Below are 17,788 nucleotides of genomic sequence, written 5' to 3'. Positions count from 1 at the left end.
CGCCTAGAGCGACGACACCAGTGTTATGTGCCCGCCAGCCCCAGCAAAACGTCACAACTAGCCGCCTCCGACAGCACGCGCTCGACGGTCGGCGTTCGACTGGTGGGAAGCGACAAACGGTAAATCTGAACGACCTTAACCGCCAGATTGGACACTTTTATCTGTCGCTGGACTTCCGCATCGACCTGTTCTGGATCAGCGAGGGCCGCGCTTAGCTGCTGATTTGCGAGAGCCTCGCGAAACGCCCAATTCTGCTTGCTGGATGCGACCTTTTTCACAGCGCCCGGCCACGGATATTCCTTCCAGGCATCGGGTGACCGGGTTTCTCCGGAGAGAGTCCCCATAATCCGATAGTAGCCAACGCACTTGGCCAGCGGATGTGCGGGAGGCGCTTCAGCAGTCTGAGCGTGGGCGACAGCGCTCGCCGCGGCGCAGGCAATTGCGACTAGCGCCCCAAACGTCCTCATCGCCCGTCCCTCGATTTGTTTGATCCGGCGTGCCGCAATTTGGAGTGGAAGTCCACAAGGCAGCGCTTGGTCGGCGGATTCCCCAAAAGCGGAATTTTCCACGCCCCAAGGGGGTGGATGTCGGAAGTTATGGCTCTGGTCCGGCCTGCTTCAAATGGCGCTTCCCAGGCACGCGTGTAACGATGGCCGCATGGCTCGGGGACACCGCAAACAGCACTACGTCGCGCAAAGCTATCTGTTGGCTTGGGCCGACCCCAACGTGCCAAGCCATCACGACCCTTACGTCTGGTCCTTCCCCGCCGAAGGAGGCGACGCAAAGAAGAAGGCCCCCAAGAAAATCTTTCACGAAATCGATATGTACACACGCCCCGTTGGGCCAGACGGCCGCGACGTGACTATCGAGCAGGGGCTGAACAAGCTGGAAGGCGCCTTTGCCCAGGTGCGCCGGCACAAGCTGGACCAGCGCAAAGCCCTGGAGACTGACGACGAACTGGCGATCCTGGCGTTCGCGGCAGCGCAGTATTTCCGAACCCCAGCCATGCGCGAACATATCCGTGGGCAATGGTCGCCGGTCATCAGTTCTATGGAGCGGATGAAGGCCAGCTTTGAGCGGATGACCCCGGAGCAACGGAGGGTTGCCACGAGCATATCCTCCCCCGGTGAGGGCCCATCGATGACTGAGGAGGATGTACGGCAGCTTGTCGCTTTCCCGCTACAGCACAGCCTGATGTCGAATATCCGAACGGTCCTGCCCCATCTCACGCAGTTCGACCTAGCGTTCCTATGCACGAGCGAGGTGGACCCGTTTATTACCTCGGACAATCCCTGTGTTTGGTTTGACCCCGCTGGTCATAAGCGACCACCACTCCATCGCGGCCCAGCACTTATGTATCCAACGCTCGAAATCACTATGCCCTTGAGCCCGACCTGTCTGTTGCTGCTGAACAAGAAGGGAGTAAGCGGATATTTTGAGATTCCGGCTATCCATGTCGGCGAATTGAACCGTCGTACTCGCGCGCACGCGGAGAACTATTTCGTCTCGCGGACGAATGCCTCTGACCCGTTCTGGTATATTCGGGGCGAGCCACCGCAGGATAACGAGATAGGCCCGTCGATCCTCTACTAGGCCAGTTGGACGACGCTCAGACCGAAGTCCAACTTGGGCCGATCTGAGCCGGCCGTCTTCATGCCGAAGACGGACATGGCCATGACCTAGGCGGCCACATCCCCCAAACCCTGCACCAGCTCTTGACCACATCTCCCACAAGACCCCGACCGAGGACGCACCGGCGCGGCGCGTGATGAGGCCTTCCGACCTCAACCGCCAAGGCGCCGCCCATGCTTCCGCCCCTCGCCCGCGAGACGACCAGCTTCTCCCGCATCGTCTCCGCGATCGTCTTCGCCTTCGCCTTTCCCGCCGTGGTCCTGTCGCAGACGATGATCTGGACCGACGACGCCACGGCGCTCGCCCAGCGCGCCGCCACGGCCGCCTCGGCGGCGATCACCGCCCTGCCGTTCGGCGCGGTGCTGGGCTGGCCCTACGTGTTCTGCGCCGCCTGCGCCTGGGCCTGCCTGCATCAGTTCGGACGCCATCACCGCAGCCTCGCCAGCTTGATCGGCGCCGTCACCGGCGCGGCGGTGGCGGTGAAGCTGACCGGCTGGCACGGCGCCGACGCCGCGCTGCTGTGGCCGCTGAGCGCCGTGCTGGGCCTGCTCACCGGCCTGGGCGTGTGGATGATCGCCTATGGCCGCCGACAGCCCGCTCGGGCGCCGCGCGGGACGTCTCCGGCATGAGCCAGATCGCCCGCGCCGGCCTGCTGACGGCGGCGTGGTGGATCAGCTGTCGCCTGGAGGCCGGCCTCCGCGACGAGCGGCCGGCCTCCGACGATCGACGCGGCGGCTGACCTCGCCTACGCCGTCCTGGCCACCTTGCGGCCCAGGAAGTCGACGATCAGCGCGCCGATCTCGGCGCTGTGGGTCTCCAGCGCGAAGTGGCCGGCGTCGAAGAAACGCACCTCGGCCTCGGGCTGGTCGCGCTTGAAGGCCTGGGCGCCGGGCGGCAGGAAGAAGATGTCGTTGCGGCCCCAGGCGGCCAGGATCGGCGGTTTGTGGTCGCGGAAATAGGCGTGCCAGGCCGGATACGAGGCGACGTTGGTGCGGTAGTCGCGGAACAGGTCCAGCTGGATGTCGTCTTGCCCCGGTCGCGCCAGATAGGCGGTGTCCAGTTCGTAGCCGTCCGGCGAGACCAGGCTGGCGTCGGCGCCGGCCAGGTACTGGGTGCGGGTCATCTCGGGCGTCAGCATGGCGCGCAGGGCCTCGCGGTTGGCCGGGGCCGGATCGGCCCAGTAGGCCCGCAGCGGCGCCCAGGCCGGGCTCAGTCCTTCTTCGTAGGCGTTGCCGTTCTGGGTGATGATCGCCGTGACGCGCTCGGGATGGGCGGCGGCCAGGCGGAAGCCCGTGGGCGCGCCGTAGTCGAAGACGTAGATCGCGTAGCGCGACAGGCCAAGGGCCTGGGTGAAGCCGTCCACCACCTTGGCCAGGTTGTCGAAGGTGTAGTCGAACTGGCCGCGCGGCGGAGCCTTGGTCTGGCCGAAACCCGGCAGGTCGGGGGCGATCACCCGGTAGCGGCCGGCCAGCTGCGGGATCAGGTCGCGGAACATGTGGCCGGAGGTCGGGAAGCCGTGCAGCAGCAGGATCACCGGCGCGTCCTTGGGACCGGCCTCGCGGTAGAACACGTCGACCTCGCCGACGACCTGCCGGCGATAGTGGATCTTGGCGGCTTGGACGATCCGCGCGGCGCCCGCGGCGGTGGCTGGATCGGCCACGGCGACGCCGGCCAATCCGGCGAGGGGCGCCAGCAGGGCAAGGCGGCGGCTGACGCCGCGGGGCGAGGTTTCGGCGACGGACATGATCGGCTCCTGGGTCCGAAAAGGTTGACGAAGCCGGTGGTCGCGCTCAAATACGACCGACCGGTCGGAAACACAAATACTACCGATCGGTCGGATGTAAAGAGGCGAAAATGAAAGCGACCTTGGGCGACATCGTGCTCGAAGCCCGCGAGCTGTTTCGGGAGCACGGCTATGACGGCGCCTCCATGCAGGACCTGGCCGAGCGCGTGGGCCTGAAGAAGGCCAGCCTCTACACGCGGTTCCCCAGCAAGGAGGCCCTGGTGCCCGAGGTGCTGACGGTGACCCTGGACGAGACCTTCGCCGGCCTGCCCCGTCCGGGCGGCGACTGGCGCGCCGACTATGCCGAGATCGTCGAACGCATCGCCGGCTCCCTGACGCAGACCAAGCGCTGCGTCGGGCTGCATCTGGCCTATGGGGTCTCTGGCGAGACGCCGGAGGCCAGGATCGCGGTCGAGGGGTTCTTCACCGGGCAGCGCGACCGCATCGCGGCGATCCTCGAGCCCGGCCTCGGCGTCGAGGAAGCCCAGGCCGTCGCCGCCGACACGCTGGCGCGGCTGGAGGGCGCGACCCTATGGCTAGCCACGACGGGCGACGCGCGTCCCATGCAGCGCGCCGTGAAGGCGCTGGTGAGCGCCCAGGCCGAGGCCTAGCGCCGCCCCTTCTTCACCCGCCGCTTCTTGCGGGTCTTGGCATCGATCTCGTCGGGCAGGCCGTGCCTGGACTCGATGTCCTTCTGCAGGGCCTTGGCGGCCATCAGGTGGCCCGGGAACAGGGTGTCGACGGCCCAGCCCAGCATCGGCACGGTGTCGGACAGGTTGTCGGCGGCCAGATAGGCGGCCATCCGCGCCAGGGTCGCTCCCGAAGCTCCGGCCTGCATGGCGTGGTAGAGCAGGATCCCGCCGGCCCCCAGGCCATAGGCCAGGCCCACGCCGGGCACCCAGGCCAGCACGCCGTCCAGGCCGATGCCGAACGGTCCGATGCCGATCAGCCGGTCGGAGAGCCGCTTGATGGTCTCGGCGTGACGCCAGGCCTGATGCGCCTTCTGGCGACGGCTGGTGGGTCCTTCGTCGACGACGTAGCCCTCGACGGTCTGCGCGGTGCGTTCGGTCATGTCAGCTCAACGCGCCTCCGCCAACTTGGTTGTGTCAGCCCAGGAAGACGACCCGGCGCTTTTCCTTGCCGGCCCGGATGCGCTCCAGCAGGTCGCGGTACTCCGCCGTGCCCTGCACGTCCTTGCGCGCACCTTCGAAATAGATCGTGTCGTCCATGTGGTTGGTCAGCATGTCGGCCGACCACTTGTGGCCGGTGAACAGCATGTCGGCCACCTTGCCCACGCCCGGCACGGCGCCGGCCACGGTGTCGACCAGGATGATGGCCATGATCTGGATGACGATCATCGGCGCCGAGCGCGCGCGGACGGCGTCCCAGACGATCAGCCCGCCGGCCCCCAGGCTGTAGAGCTCGCCCGCTCCCGGAATCCAGGTCAGCAGGCCGTCCAGGCCGATGCCCAGCGGACCCACGCCGACCACGTTGTCCGACAGCTTCTTCACCCGCGCCACGTTGTTGCGGATGTTGTGCAGGTCGAGATGCGATTTGGCGAAGATCACCCGGCGGCCCCCAGCAGCGGTACGGCTGCAATCTGCCTTAACCATGGGCGCGCAGGAAGTGGCCACGGCATAGTTTCGCGTGTCAGGCGAAAGCCGGGCGCAAATCGCTCGCGCTCCGAGGGAGCCCCTCGCGAAGCGGGCCGTTTGTGCTTAAGTTAACGGCGAGCGCCCGACGTGCTTGACGCGGCTGACGAGGACTCTGTCGATGCTGATCTCGACCACCCCCTTCATCGAAGGACGGCCGGTCCAGGACTACAAGGGCGCGATCTACGCCCAGTCGATCCTTGGCGCGAACGTGGTGCTCGACCTGACGGCCGCCATCCGCGACTTCATCGGCGGCCACTCCAAGTCCTACGAGCGGGTCCTGGCCCGGGCCCGCGAGGACGCCATGAAGAACCTGGTCAAGGAAGCCGAGAAGCTGGGCGCCAACGCGATCGTGGCCGTCGACCTCGACTACAACACCGTGGGCCCGCACGGCTCGATGATGATGGTTTCGGTTTCCGGGACCGCCGTCGTCCTCTAAGCGGGACGCGTGAGCCAACCCATCGACATCGCCGATCTAGAGACGCGCCTGGTCGCCGGCGACCGCGCCGCCCTGGCTCGCGCCATCACCCTGGTCGAGAGCCGTCGCCGCGATCACCAGAAGGCCGCCCGCGCCTTGCTCGAACGCCTGATGCCGCGCACCGGACAGGCCCAGCGGATCGGGATCACCGGCGTGCCGGGGGCCGGCAAGTCGACGACCATCGAGGCCTTCGGGACGATGCTGACCGCCGCCGGCCATCGCGTGGCGGTGCTGGCGGTCGATCCCTCCTCGGGCCGCCACGGCGGCTCGATCCTCGGCGACAAGACCCGCATGGAGCGGCTCAGCGTCGATCCCAACGCCTATATCCGCCCCTCGCCATCCGGCGGCGTGCTGGGCGGGGTGGCGCGCAAGACCCGCGAGGCCATGCTGCTGTGCGAGGCGGCCGGCTTCGACGTGATCCTGGTCGAGACCGTGGGGGTGGGCCAGTCCGAGACCGTGGTGTCGGACATGGTCGACATCTTCCTGGCCCTGCTGATCCCCGGCGGCGGCGACGAGCTGCAGGGCATCAAGAAGGGCCTGATCGAGCTGGCCGACCTGCTGGTGATCAACAAGGCCGACGCCGATTCCGCCAAGGCCGAGCGCTCGGCCCGCGACTATCGCAACGCCCTGCACATCCTGACGCCCACCTCGCCCGACTGGACGCCGCCCGTGCTGACCGCCTCGGGCCTGACCGGCGCGGGCCTCGACGTGTTGTGGACCCAGATCCGGCGCCACCGCGAGATCATGACCGCCAACGGCGCGCGCGGGGCGCGGCGGGCCGACCAGGACAGCCGCTGGATGTGGGCCATGGTCCAGGACCGGCTGGCCGAAGCCTTCCGCGAAGCGCCGGCCGTGGCGGCGATCACGGCCGACATCGAACAGGCCGTGCGGGCCGGAGACCTGCCCGCCTCGGCGGCGGCCGACCGGCTGCTGGCGGCGTTCGGGCTGGACTAGCTAGTCGGCGGCCAGCCGCTTGGCCTGGGCGACCCAGGCATCCCGCTCGGCGCGGCCCTTGAGGTCCAGCTTGGCGTTGAAGTCGGCCAGCTGTTCTGGTCCCCAGGCGGCGATCTCGGAAAACCGCGTGACGCCCAGGTCGGCCAGAGAGGCGGCCAGCTTGGGACCGATGCCGACCAGCTGGGTCAGGTCGTCGCCGGCGGACTTGGCGGTCTCGACCGCGGCCTCGACGACCGGCGCGCTGACGGCTTCCAGGGTTTCCTTCGTCTCGGCCGCCACGGTCTCGGCGGTGTCGAGCGTCTCCTGGACGGCCTCGGCGACGGCTTCGGTCGCGGCCGTCGCGGCGGCGGTGACGGGTTCGGGCGTCTCCAGCGCGACCGGCGCCAGGACCGGGGCCTCGGTGACCGGATCGATCACCGCCTCGACAGCCGGTTCGGGAGCCAGCTCGACGGGCTCGGGCGCGGAGATGGCCTTGGCCAGGGCCGGCGCCATCAGGGCCTCGACATTGACGGCCTCGCGCCAGCGCGCCGACCACCACCACCAGGTGGCGCCCGCCATGGCCGCGCCGCCGAACATCAGCCACAGCGGCGAGGCCGCGCCGGCCATCAGGTGCGGGCCCTTTTCAGGATCGATTTTGGGCATTTCGGGAAGGAACGACAGGGTCATGGCCGAGCTCCAACAACCGTTTTGTTGCAGTGCAGCATAACACGGTTTTCGAACCGACCGAGTCGTAAAATCGGGATCCGGGACTCAAATCAGACCGATCGCGCCCAAGCTTAGACCCGCCACGACCATGACTCCCACCACCGCCAGGATCGGCGCGCGCAGGGCGAACACCAGACCGCAGGCTAGCACCGTCAGGCCCGCCGCCGGCAGGTTGACGCTGGTCAGGTCCGGCAGCTCCGCCCGCAACGGTCCCCAGGCGTGGACCGCGCCCACCCGGAACAGCAGATGGACCGTGAACCACACCGCCAGATTGGCGATCACCCCGACGGCGGCGGCCGAAACCAGCGCCAGGGCGCGGGCCGGCCGAGGGCGCGAGCGCAGGCGCTCGAAGAACGGGCCGCCGGCGAAGATCCACAGGAACGACGGCGCGAAGGTGGTCCAGGCGGCCATCAGGCCTCCGGCCAGGGCCGCGATCCAGGCCCACTCCGGCGGCGCGCTCTGATAGGCGCCGACGAAGCCGACGAAGACCAGGACCAGCACCAGCGGCCCCGGCGTGGTCTCGGCCAGGCCCAGGCCGTCCAGCATCTGGCCCGGCGCCAGCCAGCCGAAGGCGCTGGCCGCTTGTCCGACATAGGCCAGGGCCGCATAGGCGCCGCCGAAGCTGACCACGGCCAGCAGGCTGAACACCCCGCCCATCCTGGCCAGGGTCGATCCGGGCGCGACGGCCAGGGCCAGCAGCACCGGCGCGAGCCAGACGGCTAGGCAAACCAGGGCCGTGCGCCAGGCGGGCCGCTGGGCCGTTTCGGGCGTCGCGGCCACGACCGGACCGCCGCCCAGCGCCCAGCCGACCGCGCCCGCCGCGAGGATGATCAGCGGGAAGGGCAGCGCGGTGAACGTCAGGGCCAGGAAGGCCAACCCGGCGGCCCACCATCCCGCGACGCCCTTGATCGCCCGCCCGCCCATGCGGAGCAGGGCCTGCAGCACCAGGGCGACCACCGCCGCCTTCAAGCCCAGCAGGGCCGGCCCCGCCCAGGCCGCGCGGCCATGCGCGACGTACAGCGCCGACAGGCCCAGCATCACGGCCAGGCCCGGCAGCACGAACAGCAGCCCCGCCGCGATGCCGCCGCGCACGCCGTGCAGCCGCCAGCCCAGCCAGGTGGCCAGTTGCTGGGCCTCGGGGCCGGGCAGCAGCATGCAGAAGCTCAGGGCGTGGGCGAAGCGCTCCTCGTCGACCCAGGCGCGCCGCTCGACCACCTCGCGGTGCAGCAGGGCGATCTGCCCCGCCGGACCGCCAAAGCCCAGGCAGCCGACCTTGAGCCAGACCCAGAACGCTTCCCGAAAGCTGGGCTGGCCCGACGTCACGCGCGCCAGATCCGCGCCTTGGCGCCGGCGTCGCCGAGGTTGTCGGCCAGCCAGGTCGTGACCTCGGCGATCGCGCCTTCGGTGGACTTGGGCGCCCCGACCATCACCATCGCGCAGCCGTTCATCTTCATCGGATCCGTCAACGGCCGGAGCCGGAGCTCGGCAGCTAGCGCGTCATTCGTGACGGTTTCCATCGCCCGCATGAAGGCGTCGAAGGTTTCCAGGTCCTTCAGCGGCATCCAGGCGGCGATCACCGCGTCCTTGTCCTTGGCCAGCACCGCCTTCGTCGTGGCGACAATCTGGGCGTAGTCGTCGCTGCGCTCGAACGGCGGGTCGATCAGCACGAACGTCCGTCCCCCCTTGCCGGCCCTAGCGACGGCCGTGGCGTAGCCGTCGTCCTTGACCGCCTGGGCGAAGGCGTAGGGCGCCAGGGTGCGGCGCAGGCTGTCGAAGTCGTCGGGCCGCAGCTCGCAGGCCGTGTAGCGGTCGGTCTTGCGCAGATGCCGGGCGATCAGCAACGGCGAGCCTGGATAGAGCGATCCCGCGCCGCCGCCGTTCAGCGCCTTCACCGCCGCCACCAGCGAGGCGAACACCGGCGGTGCGTCCGGCATCGCCAGCAGCCGCCCGATCCCCGCCGCCGCCTCGCCCGAGCGCTGGGCCATGTCGCCGCCCAGGTCGTAGGCCCCCGCCCCGGCGTGGGTGTCGATCACCGACAGCGGCGTCTCGTCGGCCGTCAGGGCCTTCAGCAGGGCCAGCAGGATCGCGTGCTTCTGCAGGTCGGCGAAATTACCGGCGTGGAAGGCGTGTCGGTAGTTCATGTCTGGCGCGTCGCTCCCGGAACCGGCGCTCCGTCTATCACGTTGCCGCAGATTAGGGTTGGGAGCGAACGATGGCCCAGGATTATTCGGCCCAGGACTATTTGGCGGCCCACCGCCGCCACCTCGTGGGACGGTGACCGCCGTGCCCCGCGACACGCTGGAAACCACACCCGCCGAACGCACTCTGCTGGCCTATGTCAACGACCAGGAGCAGGGCCTGCGTCGCATCGCCCACGGCAAGGGCTTCTCCTATGTCGACGAGGACGGCCGGACCGTGAAGGACGAGGCCACCCTGGCGCGGATCAAGGCCCTGGTCATCCCGCCGGCCTGGACCAGCGTCTGGATCTGCCCCGATCCCAACGGCCACATCCAGGCGGTGGGCCGCGACCAGAAGGGCCGCAAGCAGTATCGCTACCACCCCGACTGGCGGGCCGACCGCGACGCGCGCAAGTACGACCGCATGGCCGCCTTCGGTCGGGCGTTGCCGAAGCTGCGCAAGCGCGTGGCCGCCGACCTGTCGCGCCGTGGCCTGCCGCGCGAGAAGGTGCTGGCCGCCGTGGTCAGCCTGCTGGAGCTGACCCTGATCCGGGTCGGCAACGACGAATACGCCAAGACCAACAAGAGCTTCGGCCTGACCACCCTGCGCAAGCGCCACCTGACCCTGGCCGGCGGCGGGGCGATGTTCGAGTTCAAGGGCAAGAGCGGCAAGATGCACAGGACCGGCTTCCGCGACCGTCGCCTGGCGCGGATCGTCGCCGCCTGCCAGGAACTGCGCGGCCAGCGATTGTTCCAGTATCTCGACGAGGACGGTCAACGACGCGCCGTCGAAAGCGACGACGTCAACGACTACATCCGCGCCACGTGCGGCGACGACTTCTCGGCCAAGGACTTCCGCACCTGGGCCGGATCGCTGGCGGCGCTGGAAGCCCTGAGCCTCAGCCCCAAGCCGGAAACCAAGACCGAGGCCAAGCGTACGCTGAACACCTGCGTCAAGGCGGTGGCCGGCCTGCTGGGCAACACCCCGGCGGTCTGCCGCGCGGCCTATATCCACCCCAAGGTGTTGGAGGCCTTCGAGACCAGCCGCCTGCCCAAGCGGCGGGCCGCGTCGCCCAGGGCCAAGGAGCTGGCGCTGCTGAAGCTGGTGGCCGGCTGACCTTGCGAGGACGCCAACCTAGCGCCAAGCTTGGCTGGAGCTTCGGGGGAATCGATGTCTTTCCAACGTTTCGCGCCTTGGGCCTGCTTAGCAACCCTGATCGCCTGGCCCGCGGCCGCGGCGCCCCGCGCTTGCCCAGCCTCGCCTGAGTTGGCCCGGCTGGTCGCGGCCTCGTCCAGCATCGTCCAGGGGCGCCTCGGTCTTTCACCGGAGGTCCTGGCAAAAGCCATCGCGCATCCCGACTACATCACCGTGCCTTTGGAGGAAGCGACCTCGCTGAAGGGCCCCAGGCCGAACGCCGTCCAGATCTACCCCAAGGACGAGCCCTATCTTCCGTCGCCCGACACGCTGCGCGCCGCCATCGACACGCGAGCCTTGCTTTTCCTAACCCAAGCCGGTTCGCCGGCGAAATTCTATTTCGCCGGCCATTCCCCCAAGGCGCTAACGCCCGCCGCCCAGGCCGAACCCGGCGTGCGAACCGAGATCGCCCGCCAGGCCGCGTTGCTTCGCGTCACCCCCGCCCCGGCCGCCCACGATGCGGAAGTCCGCCGTCTGGTTTCGGAACTGGGCGGACTGCGCGGACGTCCCGGCGCCGACATCCGTCAGCGGGCGATCTTCGCGCGGCTGGAAGCGCTCGGCCCCGCCGGCGTTCCAGCGATCGTGGCCCACATGGAGGATCACCGCCCCTTGGCGGAGCCGGCGATCTCCCTGACAAATCACGCGACCAACGCTTTCGAGGGCGTGCGCCACTACGGACCGGAACAGGTCGTCGACGCGCTCGACGCCATTCTGAACCAGATCACCGGCCAGTCTTTCGGCGACATCGCCAATGGCGGAACCGAGGCGCGGCGCCGGGAGACCGTGAAGGGCTGGCGGGTCTACGCCGCCGACCTAGGATGCCCCGCGGGGTAGCGTTGCACGCCTAGGACCCCGCCAGCCGCGCGGCCCGCGCCAGCAGATACCGCTGCTCGGGCTCGCTGGCGGTCAGCGCGCCGGCCGCCCGGTAGGCGATGATCGCCGCCTCCCGATCCCCGGCCATCTCCAGCAGGTGGGCCCGCACGGCCGCCAGCCGGTGATGCCCGGCCAGGCGCTTGTCGTTCTCCAGCTCGACCAGTCGCCGCAGACCGACACGCGGCCCTTGCGCCATGGCCAGGGCCACGGCGTGGTTCAGCCGAACCATCGGATTGTCGGCCATCCGCTCCAGCAGGCCGTACAGCGCCAGGATCTGCGGCCAATCGGTGTCCTCGGCCCGGGCGGCCTCGTCGTGGACGGCGGCGATGGCGGCCTGGAGCTGGTAGGGCCCGACCGCGCCGCGCGACAGGCTGGCCTCGACCAGAGCCACGCCCTCGGCGATCGCCGCCGCGTCCCAGAGACCGCGATCCTGCTCGGCCAGCGGGATCAGTTCGCCGTCCGGGCCGGAGCGCGCCGGCCGGCGGGCGTCGGTCAGCAGCATCAGGGCCAGCAGGCCGGCGACCTCGCCATCGTTCGGCAGCAGGGCCCGGACGACGCGGGCCAGCCGGATCGCTTCCCCGGCCAGGTCGGCGCGCTGCAGGTCGGGTCCCGCGCTGGCGGCATAGCCTTCGTTGAAGATCAGATAGAGCACGTGCAGCACCGACCGCAGCCGCTCGACCCGCTCGGCGGCGTCGGGGGCTTCGAACGGCGCGCCCGAGGCCCGGACGCTCTGCTTGGCCCGGCTGATGCGCTGGGCCATCGTCGCCTCGGGCACCAGGAAGGCGGCGGCGATCTCGGCCGTGGTCAGGCCGCCGACCGCGCGCAGGGTCAGGGCGATGGCCGAGGATGAGGTCAGGGCCGGATGACAGCACATGAACAGCAGGCCCAGCGTGTCGTCGCGATCGGCCAGGGGATCCGCGTCGTCGGCCGGCGGCGACATGGCCTGGAAGTCGTCTTCCGCCGCCTTCGCCTCGCGCCGCCGCCGGGCGATCTCGCCGCGGATATGGTCGGTCATCCGGCGCGAGGCGACCTGCACCAGCCAGCCGGCCGGATTGGCCGGGACGCCGCTCTCGGGCCACTGCCGGGCGGCGGCCAGCAAGGCTTCCTGCACCGCGTCCTCGCCGGCGGCGAAGTCGCGGTAGCGGCGGACCACGGCCGACAGGACCCGCGGCGCCAGCCGGCGCAGCAGGTCTGTCGTCTCGCGATCCAGCGCCGCGAGGCTCACATCTCCTCGCCGCTGGCCCACATCACCCGCCGCACCTCGACGGGCAGGTTCAGCGGCCGGCCGTCCGGGCCAGGACCTTCCGACCAGCGCGAAGCGGCGTAGTAGGCCCGCTCGGCCGCATCGACATCGACGATGACGTAGCCGGCCAGGAACTCCTTGGTCTCCGGAAAGGGGCCATCGGTCACCTCCGGCGCCCCGCCCTGGCGCGCCCGCACGAACCGCGCATCCTCCGGCGCGGCCAAGGCATGGGTCACGACCATCTCGCCCGAGGTGGTGAACTCCTCCCGAAACAGGCGGAGATGCTCCATGTGCGCCTGGATTGCCTTCTGCGGCCACTGGTCCATGGACGGGACGTCGCCGCCGGCCACCGGGTACTGCATCATCAGGATGTACTTCATCGTCGGGGTCCCTTCGGTTTGGAGCGCCGTTCTCCCGGCGCTTTCGAGGGCAAGTCGAAGCCGTCGGGCCATTCTCGACATGGCCTCGCGGACTTTTCGAGCCCCATCGTCTCGATCGCAAAATATTATCGTTTGACAGAAAGAAGTTTCGGATTGAGTTTTGGCGTCACTGGAGGACGTCATGAGCATCGTCGTCAAACTCAAGCCGCGCGCCGAGACCCGGGCCGCCGCCGAGACCGCCGCCCAGCGTCGCGTGCGCCTGGGCAGTCGCGGACTGGCCTGGCTGTTCACGGGCCTGCTGACCCTGTCGACCGCCATCCTGGTCGCGGCCCTGGTCACCATGATCTTCTACAAGGGCGAGTTCGTCCGGATCGGCCCCGACAACTGCTACATCGGCGAAGGACCGCCCAACTCGGTGGCGTTCGGCTCGCTGCCCCTGCCCCACCGGCTGATCTACTGCCTGGTCGGCATCGTGCGCGCGACCCCGATCATCATGCTGTTCTGGAGCGTGCGGTCGCTGTTCAGCCTCTACGCCAAGGGCCGGGTGTTCGCGCGGGAGAACGGCCAGGCCTTCAGCCGCATCGGCGGCTGGCTGTGCGCCTACGCCCTGTCTCCCTTCGTCTGCCACCTGTTCCTCAGCGCCACCGGCTACGAGATCGACAAGAACTGGGCGCACATGGCCAGCGTCCAGGCCTTCGTGCTGGGCCTGCTGGTCTTCGTGATCGGCCAGGTCATGCAGGTGGGACGCGAGATCGAGGAAGACCGCGAGGCGTTCGTCTGATGCCGATCATCCTGCGTCTCGACGTCATGCTGGCCAGGCGCAAGGTGCGCTCCAACGTCCTGGCCCGCGCCATCGGCATCACCGAGGCCAACCTCTCGCTGCTGAAGTCCGGCAAGGTGAAGGGCATGAAGTTCGAGACCCTCGAGGCGATCTGCGCCTATCTCGACTGCCAGCCGGGCGACATCCTGGAATACGCGCCGGGCGACGCGACGGACCAGCTTCCCCAAGACCACGAGCAGGACACGCTCAAGCGCGCCTGACGGCGCTTCACCCAGGAGACATCGATGCGACTGTTTTCAACGCCCGTGGCGGCGATCGCCCTCGGCTGCCTGCTGCTAGGCGGGGCCCCGGCCCTGGCCGCGCCCAAGCTGATCCCCGTCGCCGGCGGCCAGGTCTCGTACGAAGCCTGCGGCGCGGGACCCAAGGCGATCGTCCTGCTCCATGACGGCATCCTCGACGGCTCGGCCTTCGACGCGACCTGGCCGCTGCTGTGCGCCAAGGCCAAGGTCGTGCGCTACGACCGCCGGGGCTACGGCGCCTCGCCGGCCGCGACCGCGCCCTACGACGCCGTCGCCGACCTCGACGCGGTGATGAAGGCGGCGGGAGTCGAGCACGCCGCCCTGGTCGGCTCATCGTCCGGCGGCGGCGTCGCGGTGGACTTCACCCTGGCCCATCCGCGAGCGGTGGACGGCTTGATCCTGGTCGGGGCGGCGGTGAACGGCTTCAAGCCCACCGAACACTTCATGAAGCGCACCCAGACCCTGGTGACGCTGCTGTCCCAGGGCCGCCTCGCCGACGCCGTCAAGGACCCCTACATCCTGACGCCCGGGGCCGAGGCCCAGCGCGCCTTCGTCGTGGCCGACCTCACCGCCCATCCGGGCAACTTCGGCGCGGCCCGCATGATCAAGGACGGGCCAGAGGTCATGGGCCGACTGGACGAGATCAAGGCGCCGACCCTGATCGTCACCGGAGAGGCCGACATCCCCGACGTCCACGCCCATGCCGGCGCCCTGGAGGCGCTGATCCCGGGCGCGAAGCGGATCGTCATGACCGGCGGCGGCCACTTCATCTATCTGGAGCGGCCCGAGGCCTTCACGGAGACGGTCATGGCCTTCGTGGAGCAGGCCGGGCGCTGACGGCTAGTCGCGGAAGGGGCTGGCCTCGCGCCACGCCCGCTCCTTCCGCGCCCCGACGCGAAACAGCAGCAGCCCGACCAACACCAGAACCGCGCACGCCGCATAGACGATCGTCGGGGCCAGCCCGCGCACCGGCCCAAGAAGCGCCGCGGCGACGGCGAGGACGATCGCCACGATCCCAGGCAGGGTCCAGGCTTGGCCGGCCTTGGCGCCCTGCAGGATCCAGGCGCGATAGGCGGCTATCAATCGCCGCCGGGAGGTTGGGTCCGCCGTCTTGATCCGCACCGCCAGCGCGTGGGCGTCGACACCGTTTTTCATATCAACCCGCTTCGTGCGCTTTCAGCGCCGCCCTCAGTTCGCCGAGCATCATCGCCTTCAAGCCGGGCGGCGAGAGGATCTCGACCGCGTCACCCCAGGTGAACAGGTGCCAGGCCAGTTCGCGCATGCCGCTGGCCCGGAAGGTGACCAGCACCGAGCCGCCCGCCTCCTGGGTCACGACCTGGTCGGGATGGAAGCGCCAGCGCAGGGCGTCCTCGGCGCGGCTGGGCCCGATGCGCAGTGACACGTCCTCGATATCGCCGTGATAGATGCCGAAGCTCTCATTGGCGAAGGCCAGCAGCGAGAAGTCGGCCGGGGGCGCGGCCGCCTCGTCCAGGGCCGTGACTTCGCGCATGCGATCCAGGCGGAAGGTGCGCGGTCGCGGATCCTTGCCCTCGGCCGCGACCAGATAGTTGCTGTGACCGAACAGGATGCCCAGCGGCGTCACCTTGCGGGTCCGGCCCGGCGCGCTGCCGCCCTCGTAGCGGAACGACAAGGCCTGCAGTCCCTTCACGGCCGCCCGTATGGCGCGCAGCACCCCCTCGTCCTCGAACGGGCGCGGACCGGGATGGACGGCGATCGTCTCGGCCTGGATCAGGGCCTCCAGGTCGGGCGCCACCTTGCGTCGCGCCGCCCCGCGCAAGGCCGACATCAGCTTGCGCTCCAGGGCGTAGAGCGCGGCGGAGCGGCCCTCGGCTCCGCCGGCGGCGTAGCTGTCGGCCGCGGTGCGCAAGGCGGCCAGCTCCTCGGCGGTCGGGGTCTGGAACAGGCTGTCCAGCCCGGAGGGGATGCGGAAACGCTTGGTCGGCGGATCGTCGATCGCCTCCATCTGCGGGAAGGCCGCCCAGACCGCGTCGCGCATCCGCTCGGCCGTGCGCCGCCCCACGTCCATGGCGCGGGCCATCTCGTCCAGTGTCATGCCCTCGGACGATCCGGCCAGCATCCGGGCCAGGTCCAGCAGTTTGGTCGCCTTGTCGTGTCGCATGCCGCACCTATACGACCGTTTTTGACGCAGAGCACCTTCAAAAGGGAGGCTGAAGAAACCCGCCGGGCAGAAGGCCCGATCTGGAGCCCTCTGATGAACCGCCTCCTCACCCAGCCTCGCCTTCTCGCCCAGGACTGGCACGTCGCCCCGGTCAACGCCGCCATGATCTCGGCCGTGCTCGACTTCGCCGACATCCATCGCGATCTCGGCGGCGGGCGCACCCTGATGCGGCTGAGCCCCGAGCGGGTGCTGCGGGCCGACATCATCCTGCTGCTCGGCCGCGACGCCGAACGCGCCGCCGATATCGGCCTGGTGTGGAACGATCGCGAGGATCAGATCGTCCGGATCATCGACGACGCGGCCCTGCGCGCCTCGCGGCAGACGGCCTGGGAAGAGGCTTTCGACCTTTTCGACGCCGACGACCGCGACGTGGCGCCGCAGCGGCTGTGCGCCTGAGGACAGACCGTCGGACGTTTGGCCGCAGGCGCGACCAGCCCCGCCAAACGCGCCGACGGCTTCCATCCTCTGTATCTATCGGCAATCCGACAATACTGCGTCAGATCGACACATACCTGTAATGTCGACAACATGACGCAGCATAATTTGCCTACCTTACAGTTCCCACTACGAGCAATATTCCGGGTTCACCCATTTTAAACGCCCCGACGACACCCTGGCGGCGAGCAAAATGCTCTCGGTAGTCAAAATGACGCCGGACAACCTTGAATAGGAAATAGTCGGATGCCGCTGAATAGCGTCAACACCAACTCGGGCGCGATGATCGCCCTGCAAAACCTGAACGCCACCAACAGCGAACTTCAGGTCACGCAACAACGCATCAACACCGGCAAGAAGATCGCCAACGCCAAGGACAACGGCGCGATCTGGGCGACCGCCAAGGTCCAGTCCTCGACCGCAGGCTCGCTGAACGCCGTGAAGGACTCGCTGCAACGCGGCCAGTCGACCATCGACGTGGCCCTGGCCGCCGGCGACACCGTCACCGACCTGCTCGGCAAGATGAAGGAAAAGGCCCTGGCCGCCTCCGACACCTCGCTGAACACCGCCTCGTTCGAAGCCCTGAAATCGGACTTCAACAGCCTGCGCGACCAGATCACCAAGGCTGTCACCAACGCCAAGTTCAACGGCGTCTCGATCGCCGACGGCTCGACGACCAAGCTGGCCTTCCTGGCCAACTCGGACGGTTCGCAGTTCACCGTGGCCTCCAAGACGATCTCGCTGGTCGGCCTGGGCCTGGCCTCGACGTCGACGTTCACGTCGGCCGCCGCCGCCAAGACGATGATCGACACCGTCAGCAAGGCGATGGGCACGGCCACCAACAAGCTGGCTTCGCTGGGCACCAGCTCGACCGGCCTGGACACCCACCTGACCTTCGTCGGCAAGCTGCAAGACAGCCTCGACGCCGGCGTGGGCAACCTGGTCGACGCCGACCTGGCCAAGGAAAGCGCCAAGCTGCAGTCGCTGCAAACCAAGCAGCA

General features: G+C 69.0%; 22 protein-coding genes. 12 read left to right on the top strand and 10 right to left on the bottom strand.

Annotated features, from left to right (window positions below; all coding sequences use genetic code 11):
- Nucleotides 1–657 precede the first annotated feature (657 nt).
- Nucleotides 658–1,593: a DUF4238 domain-containing protein gene (locus AC1DMQ_RS23865; protein ID WP_477036023.1), complete on the top strand. Its 936-nt coding sequence runs from the start codon at nucleotides 658–660 to the stop codon at nucleotides 1,591–1,593.
- 212 nt (nucleotides 1,594–1,805) lie between these two features.
- On the top strand, nucleotides 1,806–2,261 hold the full coding sequence (locus AC1DMQ_RS23860) for a hypothetical protein (RefSeq protein ID WP_477036022.1): 456 nt from the start codon (nucleotides 1,806–1,808) through the stop codon (nucleotides 2,259–2,261).
- Nucleotides 2,262–2,377: 116 nt separating this feature from the next.
- On the opposite strand, the gene AC1DMQ_RS23855 is transcribed toward AC1DMQ_RS23860, so the two are convergent.
- Nucleotides 2,378–3,376 carry an alpha/beta fold hydrolase gene (locus tag AC1DMQ_RS23855; RefSeq protein WP_477036021.1) on the bottom strand — a complete coding sequence of 333 codons (999 nt, stop codon included), beginning with the start codon at nucleotides 3,374–3,376 and terminating at the stop codon, nucleotides 2,378–2,380.
- A gap of 110 nt (nucleotides 3,377–3,486) precedes the next feature.
- On the opposite strand from AC1DMQ_RS23855, the gene AC1DMQ_RS23850 reads away from it, so the two are divergent.
- The gene (locus AC1DMQ_RS23850; protein ID WP_477036020.1) at nucleotides 3,487–4,026 is read left to right on the top strand and encodes a TetR/AcrR family transcriptional regulator; all 540 of its coding nucleotides are present in this window, start codon (nucleotides 3,487–3,489) and stop codon (nucleotides 4,024–4,026) included.
- Here AC1DMQ_RS23850 and AC1DMQ_RS23845 read toward each other — a convergent pair.
- The gene (locus tag AC1DMQ_RS23845; protein WP_477036019.1) at nucleotides 4,023–4,487 is read right to left on the bottom strand and encodes a DUF4112 domain-containing protein; all 465 of its coding nucleotides are present in this window, start codon (nucleotides 4,485–4,487) and stop codon (nucleotides 4,023–4,025) included. The two genes, AC1DMQ_RS23850 and AC1DMQ_RS23845, sit on opposite strands and share 4 nt — an antisense overlap.
- Nucleotides 4,488–4,521: 34 nt before the next feature.
- Nucleotides 4,522–5,028 (bottom strand): DUF4112 domain-containing protein, encoded by a 507-nt coding sequence (locus AC1DMQ_RS23840; RefSeq protein ID WP_477036018.1) that lies wholly within the window; start codon nucleotides 5,026–5,028, stop codon nucleotides 4,522–4,524.
- A 160-nt stretch (nucleotides 5,029–5,188) separates the two neighbouring features.
- On the opposite strand from AC1DMQ_RS23840, the gene AC1DMQ_RS23835 reads away from it, so the two are divergent.
- Complete coding sequence (locus AC1DMQ_RS23835; RefSeq protein WP_477036017.1) at nucleotides 5,189–5,506, top strand: heavy metal-binding domain-containing protein; 318 nt, start codon at nucleotides 5,189–5,191, stop codon at nucleotides 5,504–5,506.
- Between the two features lie 9 nt (nucleotides 5,507–5,515).
- On the top strand, nucleotides 5,516–6,499 hold the full coding sequence (meaB, locus tag AC1DMQ_RS23830; RefSeq protein WP_477036016.1) for a methylmalonyl Co-A mutase-associated GTPase MeaB: 984 nt from the start codon (nucleotides 5,516–5,518) through the stop codon (nucleotides 6,497–6,499).
- Here the strand turns inward: meaB and AC1DMQ_RS23825 are convergent, their stop codons facing one another.
- The 3 genes from AC1DMQ_RS23825 to rlmJ all read right to left on the bottom strand — a co-directional run bounded on the left by AC1DMQ_RS23825 (nucleotide 6,500) and on the right by rlmJ (nucleotide 9,345).
- Nucleotides 6,500–7,165: a hypothetical protein gene (locus tag AC1DMQ_RS23825; RefSeq protein ID WP_477036015.1), complete on the bottom strand. Its 666-nt coding sequence runs from the start codon at nucleotides 7,163–7,165 to the stop codon at nucleotides 6,500–6,502.
- Between the two features lie 84 nt (nucleotides 7,166–7,249).
- Nucleotides 7,250–8,527 (bottom strand): chromate efflux transporter, encoded by a 1,278-nt coding sequence (gene chrA, locus AC1DMQ_RS23820; RefSeq protein WP_477036014.1) that lies wholly within the window; start codon nucleotides 8,525–8,527, stop codon nucleotides 7,250–7,252.
- Complete coding sequence (rlmJ, locus tag AC1DMQ_RS23815; RefSeq protein WP_477036013.1) at nucleotides 8,524–9,345, bottom strand: 23S rRNA (adenine(2030)-N(6))-methyltransferase RlmJ; 822 nt, start codon at nucleotides 9,343–9,345, stop codon at nucleotides 8,524–8,526. The genes chrA and rlmJ overlap by 4 nt, the downstream gene beginning before the upstream one ends.
- Nucleotides 9,346–9,487: 142 nt before the next feature.
- Between rlmJ and AC1DMQ_RS23810 the strand changes: the two genes are divergently transcribed.
- Nucleotides 9,488–10,498 carry a DNA topoisomerase IB gene (locus AC1DMQ_RS23810; RefSeq protein ID WP_477036012.1) on the top strand — a complete coding sequence of 337 codons (1,011 nt, stop codon included), beginning with the start codon at nucleotides 9,488–9,490 and terminating at the stop codon, nucleotides 10,496–10,498.
- Between the two features lie 54 nt (nucleotides 10,499–10,552).
- Entirely contained in the window at nucleotides 10,553–11,410 is an 858-nt protein-coding gene (locus AC1DMQ_RS23805; RefSeq protein ID WP_477036011.1) for a hypothetical protein, read from the top strand.
- 10 nt (nucleotides 11,411–11,420) lie between these two features.
- On the opposite strand, the gene AC1DMQ_RS23800 is transcribed toward AC1DMQ_RS23805, so the two are convergent.
- Both AC1DMQ_RS23800 and AC1DMQ_RS23795 read right to left on the bottom strand, forming a co-directional pair.
- Nucleotides 11,421–12,674 carry an RNA polymerase sigma factor gene (locus AC1DMQ_RS23800; RefSeq protein ID WP_477036010.1) on the bottom strand — a complete coding sequence of 418 codons (1,254 nt, stop codon included), beginning with the start codon at nucleotides 12,672–12,674 and terminating at the stop codon, nucleotides 11,421–11,423.
- Nucleotides 12,671–13,072, bottom strand: coding sequence for a YciI family protein (locus tag AC1DMQ_RS23795; RefSeq protein ID WP_477036009.1), 402 nt, complete (start codon nucleotides 13,070–13,072; stop codon nucleotides 12,671–12,673). Before AC1DMQ_RS23795 ends, AC1DMQ_RS23800 begins: the two co-directional genes overlap by 4 nt.
- Nucleotides 13,073–13,253: 181 nt before the next feature.
- Here AC1DMQ_RS23795 and AC1DMQ_RS23790 point away from each other — a divergent pair, with 181 nt between their 5' ends.
- From AC1DMQ_RS23790 to AC1DMQ_RS23780, 3 genes are read left to right on the top strand one after another with little or no spacing between them, the layout of a single operon-like run.
- Entirely contained in the window at nucleotides 13,254–13,853 is a 600-nt protein-coding gene (locus AC1DMQ_RS23790) for a DUF2975 domain-containing protein (RefSeq protein ID WP_477036008.1), read from the top strand.
- Nucleotides 13,853–14,113: a helix-turn-helix domain-containing protein gene (locus tag AC1DMQ_RS23785; protein WP_477036007.1), complete on the top strand. Its 261-nt coding sequence runs from the start codon at nucleotides 13,853–13,855 to the stop codon at nucleotides 14,111–14,113. Before AC1DMQ_RS23790 ends, AC1DMQ_RS23785 begins: the two co-directional genes overlap by 1 nt.
- Nucleotides 14,114–14,137: 24 nt before the next feature.
- Complete coding sequence (locus tag AC1DMQ_RS23780) at nucleotides 14,138–14,989, top strand: alpha/beta fold hydrolase (RefSeq protein ID WP_477036006.1); 852 nt, start codon at nucleotides 14,138–14,140, stop codon at nucleotides 14,987–14,989.
- Between the two features lie 3 nt (nucleotides 14,990–14,992).
- On the opposite strand, the gene AC1DMQ_RS23775 is transcribed toward AC1DMQ_RS23780, so the two are convergent.
- Entirely contained in the window at nucleotides 14,993–15,307 is a 315-nt protein-coding gene (locus AC1DMQ_RS23775; RefSeq protein WP_477036005.1) for a hypothetical protein, read from the bottom strand.
- A gap of 1 nt (nucleotide 15,308) precedes the next feature.
- A complete protein-coding gene (locus AC1DMQ_RS23770; protein WP_477036004.1) occupies nucleotides 15,309–16,292 on the bottom strand; it encodes a helix-turn-helix transcriptional regulator in 984 nt (327 codons plus the stop codon).
- Nucleotides 16,293–16,385: 93 nt separating this feature from the next.
- On the opposite strand from AC1DMQ_RS23770, the gene AC1DMQ_RS23765 reads away from it, so the two are divergent.
- Both AC1DMQ_RS23765 and AC1DMQ_RS23760 read left to right on the top strand, forming a co-directional pair.
- Nucleotides 16,386–16,748 (top strand): hypothetical protein, encoded by a 363-nt coding sequence (locus tag AC1DMQ_RS23765; RefSeq protein WP_477036003.1) that lies wholly within the window; start codon nucleotides 16,386–16,388, stop codon nucleotides 16,746–16,748.
- Nucleotides 16,749–17,033: 285 nt separating this feature from the next.
- On the top strand, nucleotides 17,034–17,788 hold a 755-nt coding region (locus AC1DMQ_RS23760; protein WP_477036002.1), incomplete at its 3' end, for a flagellin.

The organism is Caulobacter sp. 05L422 (assembly GCF_056397765.1).
Note: the sequence above shows the minus strand (reverse complement) of the source record. Positions and strands in the feature narration are given on the sequence as shown.